Source organism: Sodalis sp. RH14, from assembly GCF_047324285.1.
GTDB lineage: Bacteria > Pseudomonadota > Gammaproteobacteria > Enterobacterales > Enterobacteriaceae > Acerihabitans.
In genome coordinates this window covers 4,751,989-4,767,298 of sequence record NZ_CP178739.1, presented here as the reverse complement: position 1 = coordinate 4,767,298, position 15,310 = coordinate 4,751,989, and the positions used below count along the sequence as shown (strand labels likewise).

Genomic DNA, 15,310 nt, shown 5'->3' with positions numbered 1-15,310 from the left:
GTTCCGGACTGGGGTTCTGGCTGGGTGAGATACCAGACACGGATAGAGAGGAGAAAGCCCAACTGGCCGGAGATATCGCGAAAGGCAATGCCAAAGTATCCGCCGGTATCGCTAATGCTGCTGGCGTTGCAATGTTACCGGGTGCGGCCCAGGCTATGGGGGGGGCTTGGCGCGGCGGCTAATGCCGGAGTTCAATATCTGGACGATGACGATAAAGACATAAATCCAGTGAACGCCGCAGTGGCTGGGTGGGTGAATGTAGCCAGTATGGGAAGCGGGCTGGCTGGAACCTTTGGTTGGAATGCAGCAGGCGGTGCTTTAACTAATACCATTAAGGGTGATGATCCGTTGACTGGGGCAATAACGGGTGGTGCCGGTGGGGCTGTAGGTTATGGATTTGGTAAGGTTATCGCTAAAGGAACGAATGCTGTGGGTAAAGCAGTCACTGGCGGCTGGGATCCAAAATTTCGCCCTGAGCTATTAAAATATAATAAAGTTAAGGGGCAGCTTGGCATATCGAAAGAAATGTTACCGAGTAAAATTCCTAGTGCTTTTGGTAACGCAGGCGCCTCTATCACTTCAGAAATGACTGGAGATGGAATACAAAAAATTATAGCTAAGCAGGAAGGCGGAGATTAAATATTGAGGTCATTTGTTCCTAATGCTTACATTCTCATGACATCGCTTCTAGCGGGTATATTGATTGCCGAGATATCTTATTTTTCGTTGGTGATGATTAATTATTTTGTTAATGGTTATTTTGAAATAATTCATTCTGAAGTTATAAGAGGGGTGAAAGTGGGTGGTGCAGGTGGAGGGATAACTGGAATAGGCCTAGTTCTTTTTCGCCTCTTTAAAGTAAAAGGTTTTTAGCCGATCTCTTTCTTGCTATTAAATCCCGGCCTTGTGCCGGGATTATAACGTTAGTCCTACACGTTAAGTGGTTTTGACCCCATATATCCATGCACCTATTCCCGCTTAGGTTGATGGTTTCCCCCTGCGCCGATATTCTCTTGGTGAGCGATATCCTAAAGCGCTGTGCGGGTGATATTCGTTGTAATGTTCGAACGCTAACGACAGGTTTAACACTGCCGTCTGGCTGTCCGGTTTTGGCATCATGCCGATATAATCACGCTTCATCGTCTTAACGAAGCTTTCTGCTACACCATTACTTTGTGGACTTCTGATCGCGGTCGTTCGGGGCTCCAGGCCCAGCATTTTAGCGAAGCTCCGGGTTTCATCGGCACGATAGGCCGAACCGTTATCCGTCAGCCATTCGAGGGGCGCTGTCGGCAGGTTTTGCCCGAACCGGCGTTCAACTGAGCGTAGCATAACGTCCTGTACCGTATCGCTGTCATAACCGCCGGTGCTGGCCGCCCAGTCCAAGGCTTCCCTGTCGCCACAGTCGATGGCGAAGGTGACCCGCAGCTTTTCGCCGTTATCGCAGCGGAACTCGAAGCCATCCGAACTCCAGCGCCGATTGCTTTCGGCCACCGCCACCCGGCCTGTGTGACGACGGGTATCCGGTGTGGGACGGGGTTTCGACTCTAACAACAAGCCGTTGTCACGCATCACGCGCCATACCCGTTTTGCGTTCACCCTCGGCAGACCTTCCTGCTCCGAACGGCGGCGCAGATTAGCCCAGATGCGTCGATAGCCATAACTCGGAAGGTCGGCAACTTCGGCACGGATGTGTTCCAGTAATTCGGCGTCATCTTGATGCCGCTGCATGCGACCGTCCTGCCAGTCAGCCTGCCGATAACGATAAAGCGAGAGCTGCGCACGCGACACACCCAGAGCTTCACTCACTGGTTTTACTCGTCGTCCCCGGGCAATAAGGGTCCGTGCGCAATCCATTTTTTTGCTTTGCCGTATTCTACCGCCTCCTTAAGGATCTCATTTTCCATGGTTTTCTTACCCAGGAGACGCTGGAGTTCACGGATCTGTTTCATGGCACTGTTTAACTCAGAAGCCGGCACAACTTCTTCGCCGGCAGAGACCGCCGTCAGGCTGCCATCCTGGTATTGCTTACGCCATTTAAAGACTTGATTAGCATTCACATTATGACGACGAGCGACAAGAGAAACGGAGCTTCCTGGCTGGAAGGTCTCCTGAACGATGGCGATCTTCTCCTGCGGAGTGCGACGACGGCGTCGCTCTGGCTCAGTAAGAACAGTACCCATGATTTCGCTTTGACCAGTCTTGAACATAGTTCCAAGCCTACCTCTTATTTTAGGCGGGTCAAAGTGTATGGATCATCAGGGGGCTAATACATTAAGTTCTGTTTTGGTGATCAAGCATCTCTGCTCAGACGTCACCACCACCGTTTGCCCAGTGTTAAAGCCCAGTTCATCAAGCCACCGCCCACTTATCTTCAACTGCGGGCTGGTCTGTCGTGAGCCGCCATTAGGTGCATAACCTGCTGTATAATAACGAGGTTGTGACGGTTTTACTTCAATTGTGCCGAGTTCTGACTTACAATCTGAGCGATGAGGAGAAGCGGAATAACGTGGTGGCGCATGCCATCCTGGGCGGGGTAATAACCTAGCTAAGCGGCGCCAACGCCGTAGCGGGAGCGACCGGTGCGGCAAGCGGCGAAATGGCCGCGCCGGCGATAGCACTGGCATTATACGGCACGGCGGACAGCGATAAATTGACATCGCAACAAAAGGAGAACCTGGGCGCGCTGTCGACGCTGGCGTCGGGGATCGCGGCGGGAGTCAGTAGCGGCAGCATATCAGGTGCGACTGCGGGGGCGCAGGCTGGCAAAAACGCGGTGGAGAATAACTTCTTAAGCACGCCTTCAGCAACAAAACGAGAAGAATTAGCGGAAAAAATCATTGAGGGTGATAAAACGCTGCAAACGGCGAAGGAGTATTTAGCGCTGGAAAATGCCGATAAACGCAGTGATGCGTTGGTCAGCCAGTTCAAGAAAGGTCCGGCAGCGATGACGGCCGATGAACGTAATGAACTGAAAAGCTATATCAGGCTTTACGCGGCCGATATGCAGACGCAACACGGCGATGCGGTGACTCGAGAGTTGGTGACCGGCTTGTTGACGGGGCAAGATTATCTCAAGTCAGCCCCCAACAGCGAAGCGCAGCAGAAAGCGCACACCCTTATGAAGACGTGGGGCTACCATACTTCGAATGCGAGCATGGGCGATCCCGCGCTGATGTTTGGATTGGGGCCGCTGGGCCAATCGATCAAAATGGGGATGGTAACCAATGTTGCGATCGGTGTTAGTGTTAATACAGGCGTCCAACTCAGCGGAGGCGATCCTTTTAGCTATGTTGATGTGGTAATGGCTGGGGTTACCGCAGCGGCGACCAAAGGAAAAGCTATTTTACCCAGCGTGGGAATAAATATAGGCGGTGCTGCTATTAGTAGTGCAGCTAAAGGTGAAGATCCGACCAATGCTATGATTGGGGCTGGGGCCGGTACTGTTATAGGAAATAAAGTCTCAAAAGGTATGACTGATAAATTTTCTGGCTTGATTAAAGAAAATACAGCACATCTAACTGGGGCTATAGGCGGGTCTTTCTCTAGCGAGATGCTTGGCGGAGCTGTAAAAGAGTATTTAGATAATGCGGACGAGAATGATGGGAATAACTGACCTCAAAAAACTCAGCGTGTTAGTTATTTGTAATATATTTTTATTCATTCTATTAGTATTCGTAGCTAGGCTTTTGGCATCTATTATTGTTTATTTCAAGATTGGCCATTTCATGTTCTATCTTGGGGATGGCTTTTTGACCTCTCTAAAACAAGCTACTGTAGCCGGTACGACGCTTGGTGTGGGAATCTGGATTAAGTCCAAGCTTAGCGCTAAGAAAACGCATGAGTCATCCGACTAAGGTTCGTTTTGATATAGCCATACCTATGTGACCTTATCCCGGCTTATGGCCGGGATTTTTCTATGATTATCTTAAACGCCCAACTTAGTCTTGATCGTCAGACATCCCTGTTCAGTGGTCACCGTTACCGACTGGCCGGTGTTAAATCCCAGCGCTTCCAGCCATCGGCCCTTTATGGTTAGCTGTGGGCTGGGTTTCTTACGTCCACCGTTGGGGGCATAACCGATGGTGTAGTGGCGGGGTTGATATCCTTCTTTTTTAACCACTTGGGTTGTGGCAGGTTCTGACTTACAATCGCGCTTAGCCATAGTAACTACTCCTGGGCGGCGCCGTGACCGGTTTGCCCTCTGCTCCTATCTTCCGTTATCACTTAAGCCACGGCGGTGTGGCCGCCATCCCTGGCGGCGTCACAATCAGCGCCGATCCTCAGCAACATCAACACCAACATCAACATCAACACCTTATGGGGTTGACGGCCTGCCGGCCTCCGCTTAAAGGCTTTATGCCCGCCCGGCTTCGCCTGGCTACGCCGGGTCGCACTGCGTTGCTCCTTCCCGGCTCGCCAGCTTGCGCCACCCAGCCCAGTCCGGCGCGGTCATGCAGGCCCGGCGCTCCCTTAACCTTCCGTGGTCCAGAGCGCCGCAGTGCGTCGCTTGCGGGCTTCGCCAGCCCACGCCCGGCAGACGGTTCGCCGGGCCACAGACAAGCTGTGACCCGCCTCAACGCCTCGGAGTAAAAACCCATCGCCCATATACTCGCCGTAGAGAAACACGTTGATACTCTGTTAAGGCAAAACCGCGCCACGGGGCGAAAAACGCGCGTCGGGGGCTGCGGGTCTCTGGGGAGAGATGCAGTAGAAAAAGTAGGTTGTAAGTCACTGAACTGACAAGGGAAAGTCACCAACTATGCAGGGATGCATGTCAGCTGAAGTTGTTGTGGAGAATAATTTCTTAAGCACGCCTTCAGCAACAAAACGAGACGAGTTGGCAGAAAAAATCATTGAGGGTGATAAAACGCTGCAAACGGCGAAGGAGTATTTAGCGCTGGAAAATGCCGATAAACGCAGTGATGCGTTGGTCAGCCAGTTCAAGAAAGATCCGGCAGCGATGACGGCCGATGAACGTAATGAACTGAAAAGCTATATCAGGCTTTACGCGGCCGATATGCAGACTCAACATGGAGATGCGGTAACCAGAGAGCTGGTGACCGGCTTATTGACGGGGCAAGATTATCTTAAGTCAGCGCCCAACAGCGAAGCGCAGCAGAAAGCCCACACCATTATGAACACCTGGGGTTACCATACTTCGAATGCGAGTATGGGTGACCCCGCGCTAATGTTCGGATTGGGGCCGCTGGGCCAATCGATCAAAACGGGGATGGTAACCAATGCTGCGATCGGTGTTGGTGTTAATACAGGCGTCCAACTCAGCGGAGGCGTTCCTTTCAGCTATGTTGATGTGGTAATTGCTGGGGTTACCGCAGCGGCGACCACAGGAAAAGCTATTTTACCCAGCGTGGGAATAAATATAGGCGGTGCAGCTATTGGTAGTGCAGCCAAAGGTGAAGATCCGACCAATGCTATGATTGGTGCTGGGCTAGGCACTGTTTTAGGTAATAAAGCTGATAAATTCATTACTACAGGATTATCGACAGCAGTAAAAGAGGGAACCGCAGGATTAATAGGTAATGTCGGGGGGGCTACAACAAACGAGATCATCAGCAGTAGCGTAAAGGATGATTTAGACAAAGTTGGGCTTAAAAATGACAACAAATAAATTACATTTACTTATCTCTCTTATTTGTCGGTGTGTTTTAGTCTTTGTCGGTCTTTGTATGATTGGGAGCTTTGTTGCCTCAATTTTAGTTTATTTCAAGCATGGTTATTTTTCCTTCAGTTGGAAAGAAGCAGCATTACTTTCACTAAAAAGAGGCATCACAGCGGGTTCAATTCTCGGTATCGGCATCTGGATAAAAGTTAGACTTGAAGATAGCGGTTCTTCAGGATCCAATAATTGAAATTTTGGAAAAATAGTCGAGGAGAATAATTTCCTGAGCACCCGTTCCGCGACAAAACGGGACGACTTAGCGGAAAAAATCATCAACGGTGATAAGACGCTGCAAACGGCGAAGGAGTATTTAGCGCTGGAAAATGCCGATAAACGCAGTGATGCGTTGGTCAGCCAGTTCAAGAAAGATCCGGCAGCGATGACGGCCGATGAACGTAATGAACTGAAAAGCTATATCAGGCTTTACGCGGCCGATATGCAGACTCAACATGGAGATGCGGTAACCAGAGAGCTGGTGACCGGCTTATTGACGGGGCAAGATTATCTTAAGTCAGCGCCCAACAGCGAAGCGCAGCAGAAAGCCCACACCATTATGAACACCTGGGGTTACCATACTTCGAATGCGAGTATGGGTGACCCCGCGCTAATGTTTGGATTGGGGCCGCTGGGCCAATCGATCAAAACGGGGATGGTAACCAATGCTGCGATCGGTGTTGGTGTTAATACAGGCGTCCAACTCAGCGGAGGCGATCCTTTTAGCTATGTTGATGTGGTAATGGCCGGGGTTACCGCAGCGGCGACCACAGGAAAAGCTATTTTACCCAGCGTGGGAATAAATATAGGCGGTGCAGCTATTGGTAGTGCAGCTAAAGGTGAAGATCCGACCAATGCTATGATTGGGGCTGGGGCCGGTACTGTTATAGGAAATAAAGTCTCAAAAGGTATGACTGATAAATTTTCTGGCTTGATTAAAGAAAATACAGCACATCTAACTGGGGCTATAGGCGGGTCTTTCTCTAGCGAGATGCTTGGCGGAGCTGTAAAAGAGTATTTAGATAATGCGGACGAGAATGATGGGAATAACTGACCTCAAAAAACTCAGCGTGTTAGTTATTTGTAATATATTTTTATTCATTATATTAGTATTCGTAGCTAGGCTTTTGGCATCTATTATTGTTTATTTCAAGATTGGCCATTTCATGTTCTATCTTGGGGATGGCTTTTTGACCTCTCTAAAGCAAGCTACTGTAGCCGGTACGACGCTTGGCGTGGGAATCTGGATTAAGTCCAAGCTTAGCGCTAAGAAAACGCATGGGTCATCCGACTAAGGTGGAGAATAACTTCCTGAGTGCAAAAGAAGCACGGCAACTGGATAAAGAGCTAGCCGACCTGAAAGAGACGGGTGAAGACGTCACTCCCTTACTTGAGAAATACATTGATATCAGCAACAAGAATGCGAAAGAACTTGCTGATGCATGCAGCGGTGGCGGCGTGGCCTGTGTGACATTGGAAGAGCTTATTCAGGCTGAAACAAATGTTGCCAATGATGCTCATCCTTCGCAATTTCGGCTAGATGAGAAATTAAAGCAGCCCGAAGCCGCCGCATTAGTTAATTATCTAAATAAAAATGATCTTAAATTCCTTAAAGATAATATCACTACCGGTGATAGAGTGCTGTCTGTGGTCAGTGACCCTACGTCTTGGCCAGTCATTATGATGGGTGCAAAATCCATTATTCAAGGGCCAAGTGGAAAAGAGCAATTAATCGCTGCTGGAATATCGGGCGCGGCTAATGCGGCGATACAAGCAGGGGCGACAGGCGATGTCAAACTTACCGATGTGATCAACGCTGGAGTCATTGGTGCAATCACGGCGGGTAAAGGATATAACCCTACCGTCACCTGGAATGCGGCAGGCGGCTTTTATTCGGCGGAAATAAAAGGGGACGATCCTTTTATGGGGGCATTACTGAGTAAATCAGGGGCTTCAGTGGGCTATGCTGCAGGAAACGTATTCAAAGTCCCCATGGATAAGGTACTTAATCCAGTCTCGAAACAATACGAATGGGTGCCGATTGGGATCTGGACAATAACGAAGCCTGCGCCAATGAATCCTTTACCTTCAATTAGTGCAAATATTACTGATTCGTTTGTATCTGAAGTTGTGGGAGAACGCTTGAACCAAAGTGTATCTGGAATTAAAGATGAAACGAAATAAATTAAAATTTTGTTTATTTTTATTGATATATATGTGTTTTTCAATGGTTTTTATTTTTATTGTAAGTGGTGTCTTTGCTTACTTACTGAAAGGATGGTTAATGTGGGAATTTGATAAGCCATTTCCTTTTGGAAAAGAAGAGATAAAAATCATTTGCAAAATTGGCCTAACAGGTTTTCCAATCGGAATTATATTGTTTTGTTGTTATTATAAAGACATACAAAAAATCAGATAGTCAAATCCCGGCCTTATGCCGGGATGATAACATTAGTTCTAGACGTTAAGCTCAGTTTTGATGGTCAAGCATCCCTGCTCAGACGTTACCACTACCGTTTGCCCAGTGTTAAAGCCCAGTTCATCAAGCCACCGCCCGCTTATCTTCAACTGCGGGCTGGTCTGGCGCGTTCCGCCATTAGGTGCATAACCTACTGTATAATAACGAGGTTGTGATGGTTTTACTTCAGTTGTGCCAAGTTCTGACTTACAATCGCGCTTAGCCATAGTAACTACTCCTAATTGGAAACAACCGGAACGTACTTCGTTTAACCTGGCGATATTGTAATAACCCGATAGCTTCCCTTAACATCCTGGCATGAAACGAAAAAATCATGCCTTGCCCACTGATATGCCCGCGCTGCAAGCGCTGGTACTGCAACAACAAACGCTGGTCGCGCAACAACAGGCGACTATCGCATCCCTGCACAATGACCTTAACGCACGCAAAGCAGAAATCGACCGCCTGCTGGCGCAACTGGCGAAACTGCGGCGCCTGTACTTCGGCCGCAGCTCGGAAAAGGCCGGGCGACAGATAGTCCAACTGGAGCATCGCCTGGAAGAGCTGCTGACGGAAGATAAGGTCCAGCATGCGCCCGTCGATTGCCCGGCTATGCTGCCGGCCTCACGCCCCTCACCGGTACGTCGGCCTTTACCGTCACACCTGCCGCGTGAAGAGTGCTGCCTGGAGCCGCACGAGCCGGCCTGTCCCGCCTGCGGCGGCGATCTTAAGCCGCTGGGCGAGGATGTCAGCGAACAGCTTGAGCTGATTAAAAGCGCGTTCAAGGTGATAAAAACCCGGCGTAAAAAGAAAGCCTGCGCCCGCTGCGATGTCATCGTCCAGGCGCCGGCGCCGTCGCACCCCATCGAACGTGGCATCGCCGGTCCGGGCCTGCTGGCGCGCGTGATGACGGCGAAATACGCCGAGCACTCGCCGCTGTATCGCCTGTCGGAAATCTTCGCCCGTCAGGGCGTCACACTGAGCCGGGCCACCATGGCCGGCTGGGTGGGCCTGTGCAGCAACCTGCTGGCGCCGCTGGCCGACGCGGTATGCGACTATGTGATGAACACGGGTAAAGTGCACGTCGACGACACGCCGGTGGACGTGCTGCAATCGGGCAAAGGCAAGCCGAAAACCGGCCGGCTGTGGGTCTATGTGCGTGACGACCGCAATGCCGGTTCGCGACTTCCACCCGCGGTGTGGTTCACCTACAGCCCGGACCGCAAGGGGATTCATCCGCCAACGCATCTGGCCGGGTTCAGCGGACTGTTGCAGGCGGATGCGTACGCGGGCTTCAACCCGCCATACGAAGAAGGCCCTATCCGCGAGGTCGGCTGCATGGCCCACGCCCGGCGTAAAATCCATGATATCCATGTTCGCCATCCGTCGCCGACCACCACCGAAGCCCTGCAGAGGATCGGTGAACTGTATGCTATCGAAGCCGACATCCGGGGGCGCCCGGCCGAAGAACGACAACAGGTGCGCGAAGCGCGAACCCAGCCGTTACTGATGGGCCTGGAGAGCTGGATCAGGGAAAAACTCACCACATTGCCGCGACAGGCCGATACGGCAAAGGCGTTCAACTATCTGATGAACCACTGGCCGGCGTTGTGTTACTACGCCGGCGATGGCTGGGCGGAGATCGATAACAATATCGCGGAAAACGCGCTGCGGGTGGTGAGCCTGGGCCGGGAAAATTATCTCTTCACGGGGTCGGACAGCGGCGGCGACCGGGCGGCGTTGATGTACACGCTGATCGGCAGTTGCAAACTGAACGGTGTCGAACCGGAAGCCTATCTGCGCCATGTACTGGCGACAATCGCGGATCATCCCATCAATAAGATTAAAGATCTGCTGCCGTGGAACCTTGTCATACCTGCCGAATAAGCGTCAATACGTCACTGAGTTGACGCTTACGTTATAACGGCCACTGTCGATTTGTGCGCGGATAAACTCTTCGAAGTGAGGACTTAGCGCGATACTGGTTGTCATGGTTGCCTCCGATACAGAATAATATCTATTACTATCTGTTAGTATCTTTGATGGTTTATTAACGTCAACCCCCGTGGGGGCATCTTCTGCCATCAAGTCGAGCAACAACCCGATATCGTCGTCAACGTCTGGCCTATCGCGTTGACGCATGCACCGCCGACAGCGCCTTGATGCTTACCTGCGTGTAGATTTGAGTCGATTTGACGCGGCATGGCCCAGCATCGCCTGTATCCAGCGCAGGTCTGCGCCAGTTGAATAGCAAATTGTCGTTGATCCCATGCTCCTACGCCAGTTTGGCAATAGATACGCTGGGCTGGAGCGCCTGTTCCACCAGATTGATTTTGAAGTCCAGGATCTGGGGCGCAGATCAATTTAACAGAGGAGCACCCAGGTTATCTAACGACTTCTGTTAAATCAGACGGCGACTGGACGTACGCTTACGCAATAACGCCCCTATAAGAACTGATTTGCCGTCGCCGATGTTTTTAAACGCTATGGCTGAGGGGGGCTGCCAAACCTGGGACTGTTGCTTTTTCGCAGTCAATTTTTCCGCCAGCTTCCCTCACAGCTTAAGGTTATTTTCCTTTGCCCATTTTCTTAACCTGCCGCAGGCGTTGGCGTAGGGTGAAGACGTATTAAGAGAAATCATTCTTCCCATTGTCCATTTGCCATACCACGCTTTTCCATACAGATCATCGTCGGATCGCTTATTGATAGATTCAACGATTTCGTTTTTAGCTTCCTGCAGTTGGTTTTTTAGCGAGTCTAAATCCACATCGCCATAGTCGTGATAAAACTTTTGGGCGAGAAGACCAAGCTGGTTCCACTGGTAACCTTTTTCCGGGAAATCGACGGGCTGTCCTGCTTCGTCACGCGTTATCCATTTGATAACTAATCTATTCCAGCCAACTAAGTAAGCGACAAGATTGCAAACACTCATAACAGAGCCTTTTGCATGCCCTTCCATGGATGGATCCGATGCTAATTCTGGCGGAATGGATGCGAGGTAACCTGATAATTTATTGTAGTTTTTGTCGATGGCTAACAGAAGTTCCGATTTAGTTTGCGGCACACCCATCAGAATTCCCTCTCCGGTTGTTGGGGTATCGAGGTAGTTTGGCAAAGGCGGGGGTACTTATGCGAACACTTTCGAGGAAAGTGTGAGTAAATCTCATCGTTAAGCTGATCGGTTCTTATTTTGAAAAGTTACTAATATATTGTTTTTATTTATAGATATCTTCTATTGGGAGCAAGCTCGCCTAAAGGAATAAGGCGATATTTTGCAGTGTCGGTCGCTGGCCACACGCTTACGTTATGTGCGGGCGCAGCGATATATCAAAGGTACCGCGAACGCATAAATGATAATGACTGAAATCCAGATGGCGCCGGGCCACCATGTCCGGACCAGAAAGTATAAGGTCGAGAAAATCAGCGGAGCCACAATAGATGCCAGGCTGACAGCCGAGGCCAATATGCCCTGAAGCTGTCCTTGTTGGTCAGCGTTAACCTGATGGGTAGCCAATGCCTGGAGGGCTGGCGTGCCGATGCCGCCAAGGGCCACAAGCGGCATAATCGCGAACACCATCCAACTCTGGTTGCTTATGGACAGGATAATCAATGCCAGGCATGAGCAGGCAATGCCGGCCAGGATAGTGCCGCGTTCGCCAAGCAGCCGGCTGGCAGGGCCGGGCAAAAATGCCTGCGCCAGTGTCTGGCATACTCCGAACGTGCCCAGGGACAGGCCAATCCACAACCCATTCCAGTGAAACATATCCTGCCCCCACAGCGCCCAACAGGTTCCATAAACCTCGCCGGTAGCGCTTAAGAAAAAGAAAACCAGCGTGACAATCAAAAGCCCTTTCGAGGCGGATAACCAGCGCAACGGCTTGAGCGGGTTAAATTCAGACAAATTCATTTTCCGGTTTGCCGGGGTGCGGGACTCTTTCAGGACGGTTAACGCCAGCAGAAAGTTACCGGTGTTCAGTCCGGCGGCAACGAGGAAGGGGAGCCGTAATCCGTAGTCGCCGAGCCACCCGCCAAGAACCGGCCCGATGATGAAGCCAGCGCCAAACATGGCATTAAATAACCCAAAACGCCGGGCGCGTTTGTGTTGCGGGGTTATATCAGTCAGCCAGGCCATGGCGACCGCTATATTCGCGCTAGTGAGGCCGGCTATCGCCCGCCCGGCCAGCAGCATCCAAAGCTGGGTGGAGAAAGCCATTATCAAGTAGTTGACCACCGCGCCGGAAAGAGAAATCAGCAATATCCGGCGCCTGCCGAAATTATCGCTTAATGCGCCGAGAAAGGGGGCGAAAATAAACTGCATAAGCGCATAAAGCGCCGCCATAATACCGATGTAAGGCGAGATGTCCGCCGTATGCATGACATCTTCGAGAAGGCGCGGAAGAATAGGAAATATGATGCCGATGCCAATAGCGTCAAGCCAAATGGTAATAAAAATAACGCTCAGCGTTTTCTTCACCATGGCTGCAACATCAGGCTGGCAAGCGCCGTTCCCCACGGTTTACACATAGGGCGTTCCCTGTGCGGCCGCTTCGGCGGCATGAAAGCCGCGCTCAAGAAGATCAAGGAATACCTGCCGCCTATCTTTGATTGATAAAGTGGTTTGGTGGCTCAGCGCTTCCTGGAATGCGATACGCCAGGTATTCAGCACGATGACGGCGATAAGGCTGGCCGCAGGATCATTATTTTGCGCGTTGATGCGCGAGGACAGGATATTGCTCAGCGTCAGTACCAGTATTTCAAACTGCTCAAGCGCATAAACGCGCAGTGATGGGCTTTCCGCGACCACCCTCCAAAAGTCGGCAACACCCTCATCCATCCTGACTAACGGATGTTCCTGTTCGACCAGTTCAGCGGCCAGGGTCCGTAATGCCGCCACCGGCGAAAGCGCGTGATGGCGGTCGATAGCGCCTTGTAATAATTGATGGATCTCGTCAATGCGATCGAAATAAAGTGCCTCTTTGCGCGGGAAGTAGTTGAATACCGTCATCTTAGAAACGTTTGCAGCGATGGCAATATCCGTAATAGTGACATTATCAAAACCATGTTTAATAAAGAGTTCCGTCGCGGTGTTTGATAGCTGCTGGCGTGTGATGCGTTTTTTTTGCTCACGCAACCCTTCCGCTTTACCGTTGATGTTCACTTGTCCGCTCCCGGATGGTCGTGTCTCTATTATTGTGGCATATTTTTATGTCTGGTAAAATTTTATGATCATCATAAAATTAAGTCCAGTAAAATTTTTAATCACGTCCATTTTTGGCGGCCGACAGCGCGGAGGGGCTATTGGGGCAGCGGCCCCCGCAGCCGGCGGACCGACGGGAGGTTATTATATGATGGGCCACCGGTGAATGTAGCGGGCAGGGAGCAGCCGTTCGCTCAGGCGTAAGGCGTGCCCGCCATGGCGGCGTTCAGGCCGAGGGTTCCCCGATCGATAAGAGCGAGAAAGGCGGCCTGCGCTTCCTCTGCGTCCCGATGGTGGCGAAAGACCCGGTGAGCCTGGATGAAGGCCACGGTCCAGGTGGCCAGGAGCAGGCCGGCCGCCAGATGGGCGGCGGGATCGGCGGGGTCCCGCCCCACGCATGCGCATAGCGCTTGCGTCACCACCTGCGCTATCTCGTCGCGTATTCCGCGCGCCCGGGCCTTAAGGGTTTCGCTGCCCTCGATGGTCGCCATGAAGCGTTCGCTCCCGGCGGAAAATTCGACATAGGGGCTTTGTTCCGCCACCAGCCGGTGCGCGAGCAGGCGCAGCGCCTCGATGGGAGAGACTTGGGGATCGCGGCGCCGCAAAGCGTCGCGCAAGAGTTCACGGCCCTCCTCGTCGCGATCGAAGAACATGTCCTCCTTGCGGGGAAAGTGATTGAACACGGTCATCCTCCCGACGTCGGCGGCCGCGGCGATCTCATCCACCGTCACCCGATCGAAGCCCCGTTCCATGAAGAGGTGCGTGGCGGCATTGGAGATGGCTTGCCGCATGGCAAGGCGCTTACGGGAACGACGGTCGGATGGCATTGGCGAATGGACCTTATCAGCGTATGTATATGTACTGAGTATACCTCGAGCCGCGGCAGAGAGGGACAACGCCTTGAGGTCCGGGCGCCGGAGAGACCATAACGGCAGGCTATTTTCAGCCTGCTCAGGCACCGGTTACCGCTTCATAAAGCACCTGCAGGCGCAGGCGCAGGAACAGCACCGCCTGGTGTTTGCGCGACAGCAGGGTTTCGACGGCGATCCCGGTCTCATCGGCCAGCTGCTTAAAGGAGTAGCCCTGAAGTTCGGTCTTTTCAAACGCCTCGCGCTGCTGGGGCGGCATATCCGCCAGCGCCAGCGCCAACTCCTGCCATACCAGCTCGCGCAGATAGGTGTCCTCGGCGCCGCTTTGCGCATTAAACAGCAGCTCGCCCAGTTCCTCGCCGGCGGGCCATTCCTGGTCCACATCGTCGGATAGCAATAATTCGCGCTTTTTACGCGACCGGTCGATAAGCTCATTGCGCGCGGCGCGATACAGCCAGGCGGCGACCTGCTCGATGGGATGAAGATAGCTATCGGCCTTGATCAGCTGATAGCTTATCTCCTGGAACACATCTTCCGCATCGGCGACATTAACGGTGCGCCCGGCAATAAACGCCCGCAGCCGCTGCTGGCAGCCGCGCAGCGCGGCCAGCAGATCGTGGCGCCGGTCCGCGGCGTTAGTCATTATGCCTGGCCGTTTTCGTCGGCGCGCGGTTCATTGCCTCGATCCCTAGGATGGCAGTGGCCATGCCAGGGACCCTGCCGGTGGCCCATGCCGCGCTGTTTAATAAACGCCTCGCGTTCCTCGGGGCTCATCGCCATCCAGCGCGCACGCATTTCCTGGCCCCGGCGGCCGAACATGCCCCGGCCGCCAAAACCACCAAACAGGATTTTGCAGAGGATAAGCAGCCCCAGCGCCTGGAAAAAGCCAATGCTCTTTACGCCGAATATTACCGGCAGCAGCGCGTTCCACAGCAGCATGACCAGCGTGGTAACCGCGAGGATAGCCACAACGGCCATAACCAATATCTTTAACTTACGATCTCTCATGTTGTCTACTCCACATTGTTCAGATACAGAGGTAGACGAATCAGCGGCGAAAATATTTGCGCCGGCACGGGTTAAAAAAACCCACGCGCAAATATTTTCAC

At 52.1% G+C, this 15,310-nt stretch carries 18 protein-coding genes and 2 pseudogenes; 7 read left to right on the top strand and 13 right to left on the bottom strand.

Features of this window, described 5'->3' with window-relative positions; genetic code table 11:
- Window positions 1-114: 114 nt before the first annotated feature.
- Window positions 115-639: an adhesin gene (locus ACL2XQ_RS21735; protein WP_413739688.1), complete on the top strand. Its 525-nt coding sequence runs from the start codon at window positions 115-117 to the stop codon at window positions 637-639.
- A gap of 360 nt (window positions 640-999) precedes the next feature.
- Here ACL2XQ_RS21735 and ACL2XQ_RS21730 read toward each other — a convergent pair.
- A pseudogene (locus ACL2XQ_RS21730) lies at window positions 1,000-2,183 on the bottom strand (IS3 family transposase); the annotation flags it as partial.
- Between the two features lie 75 nt (window positions 2,184-2,258).
- Window positions 2,259-2,627 (bottom strand): SymE family type I addiction module toxin, encoded by a 369-nt coding sequence (locus ACL2XQ_RS21725; protein WP_413739687.1) that lies wholly within the window; start codon window positions 2,625-2,627, stop codon window positions 2,259-2,261.
- On the opposite strand from ACL2XQ_RS21725, the gene ACL2XQ_RS21720 reads away from it, so the two are divergent.
- Complete coding sequence (locus ACL2XQ_RS21720; protein ID WP_413727718.1) at window positions 2,600-3,616, top strand: VENN motif pre-toxin domain-containing protein; 1,017 nt, start codon at window positions 2,600-2,602, stop codon at window positions 3,614-3,616. The two genes, ACL2XQ_RS21725 and ACL2XQ_RS21720, sit on opposite strands and share 28 nt — an antisense overlap.
- 312 nt (window positions 3,617-3,928) lie before the next feature.
- Here the strand turns inward: ACL2XQ_RS21720 and ACL2XQ_RS21715 are convergent, their stop codons facing one another.
- Window positions 3,929-4,165, bottom strand: a complete 237-nt coding sequence (locus tag ACL2XQ_RS21715; RefSeq protein ID WP_413727719.1) for a SymE family type I addiction module toxin — start codon at window positions 4,163-4,165, stop codon at window positions 3,929-3,931.
- Between the two features lie 609 nt (window positions 4,166-4,774).
- Here ACL2XQ_RS21715 and ACL2XQ_RS21710 point away from each other — a divergent pair.
- Window positions 4,775-5,632 (top strand): hypothetical protein, encoded by an 858-nt coding sequence (locus ACL2XQ_RS21710; RefSeq protein ID WP_413739686.1) that lies wholly within the window; start codon window positions 4,775-4,777, stop codon window positions 5,630-5,632.
- A gap of 105 nt (window positions 5,633-5,737) precedes the next feature.
- On the opposite strand, the gene ACL2XQ_RS21705 is transcribed toward ACL2XQ_RS21710, so the two are convergent.
- The gene (locus ACL2XQ_RS21705) at window positions 5,738-6,046 is read right to left on the bottom strand and encodes a hypothetical protein (RefSeq protein ID WP_413721397.1); all 309 of its coding nucleotides are present in this window, start codon (window positions 6,044-6,046) and stop codon (window positions 5,738-5,740) included.
- 16 nt (window positions 6,047-6,062) lie between these two features.
- Between ACL2XQ_RS21705 and ACL2XQ_RS21700 the strand changes: the two genes are divergently transcribed.
- From ACL2XQ_RS21700 to ACL2XQ_RS21690, 3 genes are all read left to right on the top strand, one after another.
- Window positions 6,063-6,731: an adhesin gene (locus ACL2XQ_RS21700; protein WP_413723563.1), complete on the top strand. Its 669-nt coding sequence runs from the start codon at window positions 6,063-6,065 to the stop codon at window positions 6,729-6,731.
- A 224-nt stretch (window positions 6,732-6,955) separates the two neighbouring features.
- Complete coding sequence (locus tag ACL2XQ_RS21695; RefSeq protein WP_413721395.1) at window positions 6,956-7,861, top strand: hypothetical protein; 906 nt, start codon at window positions 6,956-6,958, stop codon at window positions 7,859-7,861.
- Complete coding sequence (locus ACL2XQ_RS21690) at window positions 7,848-8,096, top strand: hypothetical protein (protein WP_413721394.1); 249 nt, start codon at window positions 7,848-7,850, stop codon at window positions 8,094-8,096. The genes ACL2XQ_RS21695 and ACL2XQ_RS21690 overlap by 14 nt, the downstream gene beginning before the upstream one ends.
- A gap of 38 nt (window positions 8,097-8,134) precedes the next feature.
- Here ACL2XQ_RS21690 and ACL2XQ_RS21685 read toward each other — a convergent pair whose 3' ends face one another.
- Entirely contained in the window at window positions 8,135-8,362 is a 228-nt protein-coding gene (locus ACL2XQ_RS21685) for a SymE family type I addiction module toxin (RefSeq protein WP_413721393.1), read from the bottom strand.
- Window positions 8,363-8,453: 91 nt separating this feature from the next.
- Here ACL2XQ_RS21685 and tnpC point away from each other — a divergent pair, with 91 nt between their 5' ends.
- Complete coding sequence (gene tnpC / locus ACL2XQ_RS21680; RefSeq protein WP_413721392.1) at window positions 8,454-10,022, top strand: IS66 family transposase; 1,569 nt, start codon at window positions 8,454-8,456, stop codon at window positions 10,020-10,022.
- A gap of 3 nt (window positions 10,023-10,025) precedes the next feature.
- Here tnpC and ACL2XQ_RS21675 read toward each other — a convergent pair whose 3' ends face one another.
- The 8 genes and pseudogenes from ACL2XQ_RS21675 to ACL2XQ_RS21640 form a co-directional block, all read right to left on the bottom strand.
- The gene (locus ACL2XQ_RS21675) at window positions 10,026-10,127 is read right to left on the bottom strand and encodes a type II toxin-antitoxin system ParD family antitoxin (protein WP_413721391.1); all 102 of its coding nucleotides are present in this window, start codon (window positions 10,125-10,127) and stop codon (window positions 10,026-10,028) included.
- Window positions 10,128-10,266: 139 nt separating this feature from the next.
- Window positions 10,267-10,376 (bottom strand): annotated as a pseudogene (locus ACL2XQ_RS21670) (recombinase XerC); the annotation flags it as partial.
- A gap of 313 nt (window positions 10,377-10,689) precedes the next feature.
- Entirely contained in the window at window positions 10,690-11,205 is a 516-nt protein-coding gene (locus ACL2XQ_RS21665; protein ID WP_413721390.1) for a ClbS/DfsB family four-helix bundle protein, read from the bottom strand.
- 234 nt (window positions 11,206-11,439) lie between these two features.
- Window positions 11,440-12,609, bottom strand: a complete 1,170-nt coding sequence (locus tag ACL2XQ_RS21660) for a TCR/Tet family MFS transporter (protein WP_413740539.1) — start codon at window positions 12,607-12,609, stop codon at window positions 11,440-11,442.
- 42 nt (window positions 12,610-12,651) lie between these two features.
- A complete protein-coding gene (locus ACL2XQ_RS21655; protein WP_413739685.1) occupies window positions 12,652-13,293 on the bottom strand; it encodes a TetR/AcrR family transcriptional regulator in 642 nt (213 codons plus the stop codon).
- A 233-nt stretch (window positions 13,294-13,526) separates the two neighbouring features.
- On the bottom strand, window positions 13,527-14,123 hold the full coding sequence (locus ACL2XQ_RS21650; protein ID WP_413740538.1) for a TetR/AcrR family transcriptional regulator: 597 nt from the start codon (window positions 14,121-14,123) through the stop codon (window positions 13,527-13,529).
- A gap of 160 nt (window positions 14,124-14,283) precedes the next feature.
- The gene (locus ACL2XQ_RS21645; protein ID WP_413721386.1) at window positions 14,284-14,844 is read right to left on the bottom strand and encodes an RNA polymerase sigma factor; all 561 of its coding nucleotides are present in this window, start codon (window positions 14,842-14,844) and stop codon (window positions 14,284-14,286) included.
- Window positions 14,844-15,209 carry a hypothetical protein gene (locus tag ACL2XQ_RS21640; protein WP_413721385.1) on the bottom strand — a complete coding sequence of 122 codons (366 nt, stop codon included), beginning with the start codon at window positions 15,207-15,209 and terminating at the stop codon, window positions 14,844-14,846. The genes ACL2XQ_RS21645 and ACL2XQ_RS21640 overlap by 1 nt, the downstream gene beginning before the upstream one ends.
- Between the last annotated feature and the right edge of the window lie 101 nt (window positions 15,210-15,310).

Coding starts and splice junctions, on each gene's coding strand:
- ACL2XQ_RS21735 (WP_413739688.1), top strand. CDS start 115: ATGCTGCTGGCGTTGCAATGTTACCGGGTGCGGCCCAGGCTATGGGGG.
- ACL2XQ_RS21720 (WP_413727718.1), top strand. CDS start 2,600: ATGGCCGCGCCGGCGATAGCACTGGCATTATACGGCACGGCGGACAGC.
- ACL2XQ_RS21725 (WP_413739687.1), bottom strand. CDS start 2,627: ATGCCAGTGCTATCGCCGGCGCGGCCATTTCGCCGCTTGCCGCACCGG.
- ACL2XQ_RS21715 (WP_413727719.1), bottom strand. CDS start 4,165: ATGGCTAAGCGCGATTGTAAGTCAGAACCTGCCACAACCCAAGTGGTT.
- ACL2XQ_RS21710 (WP_413739686.1), top strand. CDS start 4,775: ATGTCAGCTGAAGTTGTTGTGGAGAATAATTTCTTAAGCACGCCTTCA.
- ACL2XQ_RS21700 (WP_413723563.1), top strand. CDS start 6,063: ATGACGGCCGATGAACGTAATGAACTGAAAAGCTATATCAGGCTTTAC.
- ACL2XQ_RS21695 (WP_413721395.1), top strand. CDS start 6,956: ATGGGTCATCCGACTAAGGTGGAGAATAACTTCCTGAGTGCAAAAGAA.
- ACL2XQ_RS21690 (WP_413721394.1), top strand. CDS start 7,848: ATGAAACGAAATAAATTAAAATTTTGTTTATTTTTATTGATATATATG.
- ACL2XQ_RS21685 (WP_413721393.1), bottom strand. CDS start 8,362: ATGGCTAAGCGCGATTGTAAGTCAGAACTTGGCACAACTGAAGTAAAA.
- tnpC (WP_413721392.1), top strand. CDS start 8,454: ATGAAACGAAAAAATCATGCCTTGCCCACTGATATGCCCGCGCTGCAA.
- ACL2XQ_RS21675 (WP_413721391.1), bottom strand. CDS start 10,127: ATGACAACCAGTATCGCGCTAAGTCCTCACTTCGAAGAGTTTATCCGC.
- ACL2XQ_RS21665 (WP_413721390.1), bottom strand. CDS start 11,205: ATGGGTGTGCCGCAAACTAAATCGGAACTTCTGTTAGCCATCGACAAA.
- ACL2XQ_RS21650 (WP_413740538.1), bottom strand. CDS start 14,123: ATGCGGCAAGCCATCTCCAATGCCGCCACGCACCTCTTCATGGAACGG.
- ACL2XQ_RS21645 (WP_413721386.1), bottom strand. CDS start 14,844: ATGACTAACGCCGCGGACCGGCGCCACGATCTGCTGGCCGCGCTGCGC.
- ACL2XQ_RS21640 (WP_413721385.1), bottom strand. CDS start 15,209: ATGAGAGATCGTAAGTTAAAGATATTGGTTATGGCCGTTGTGGCTATC.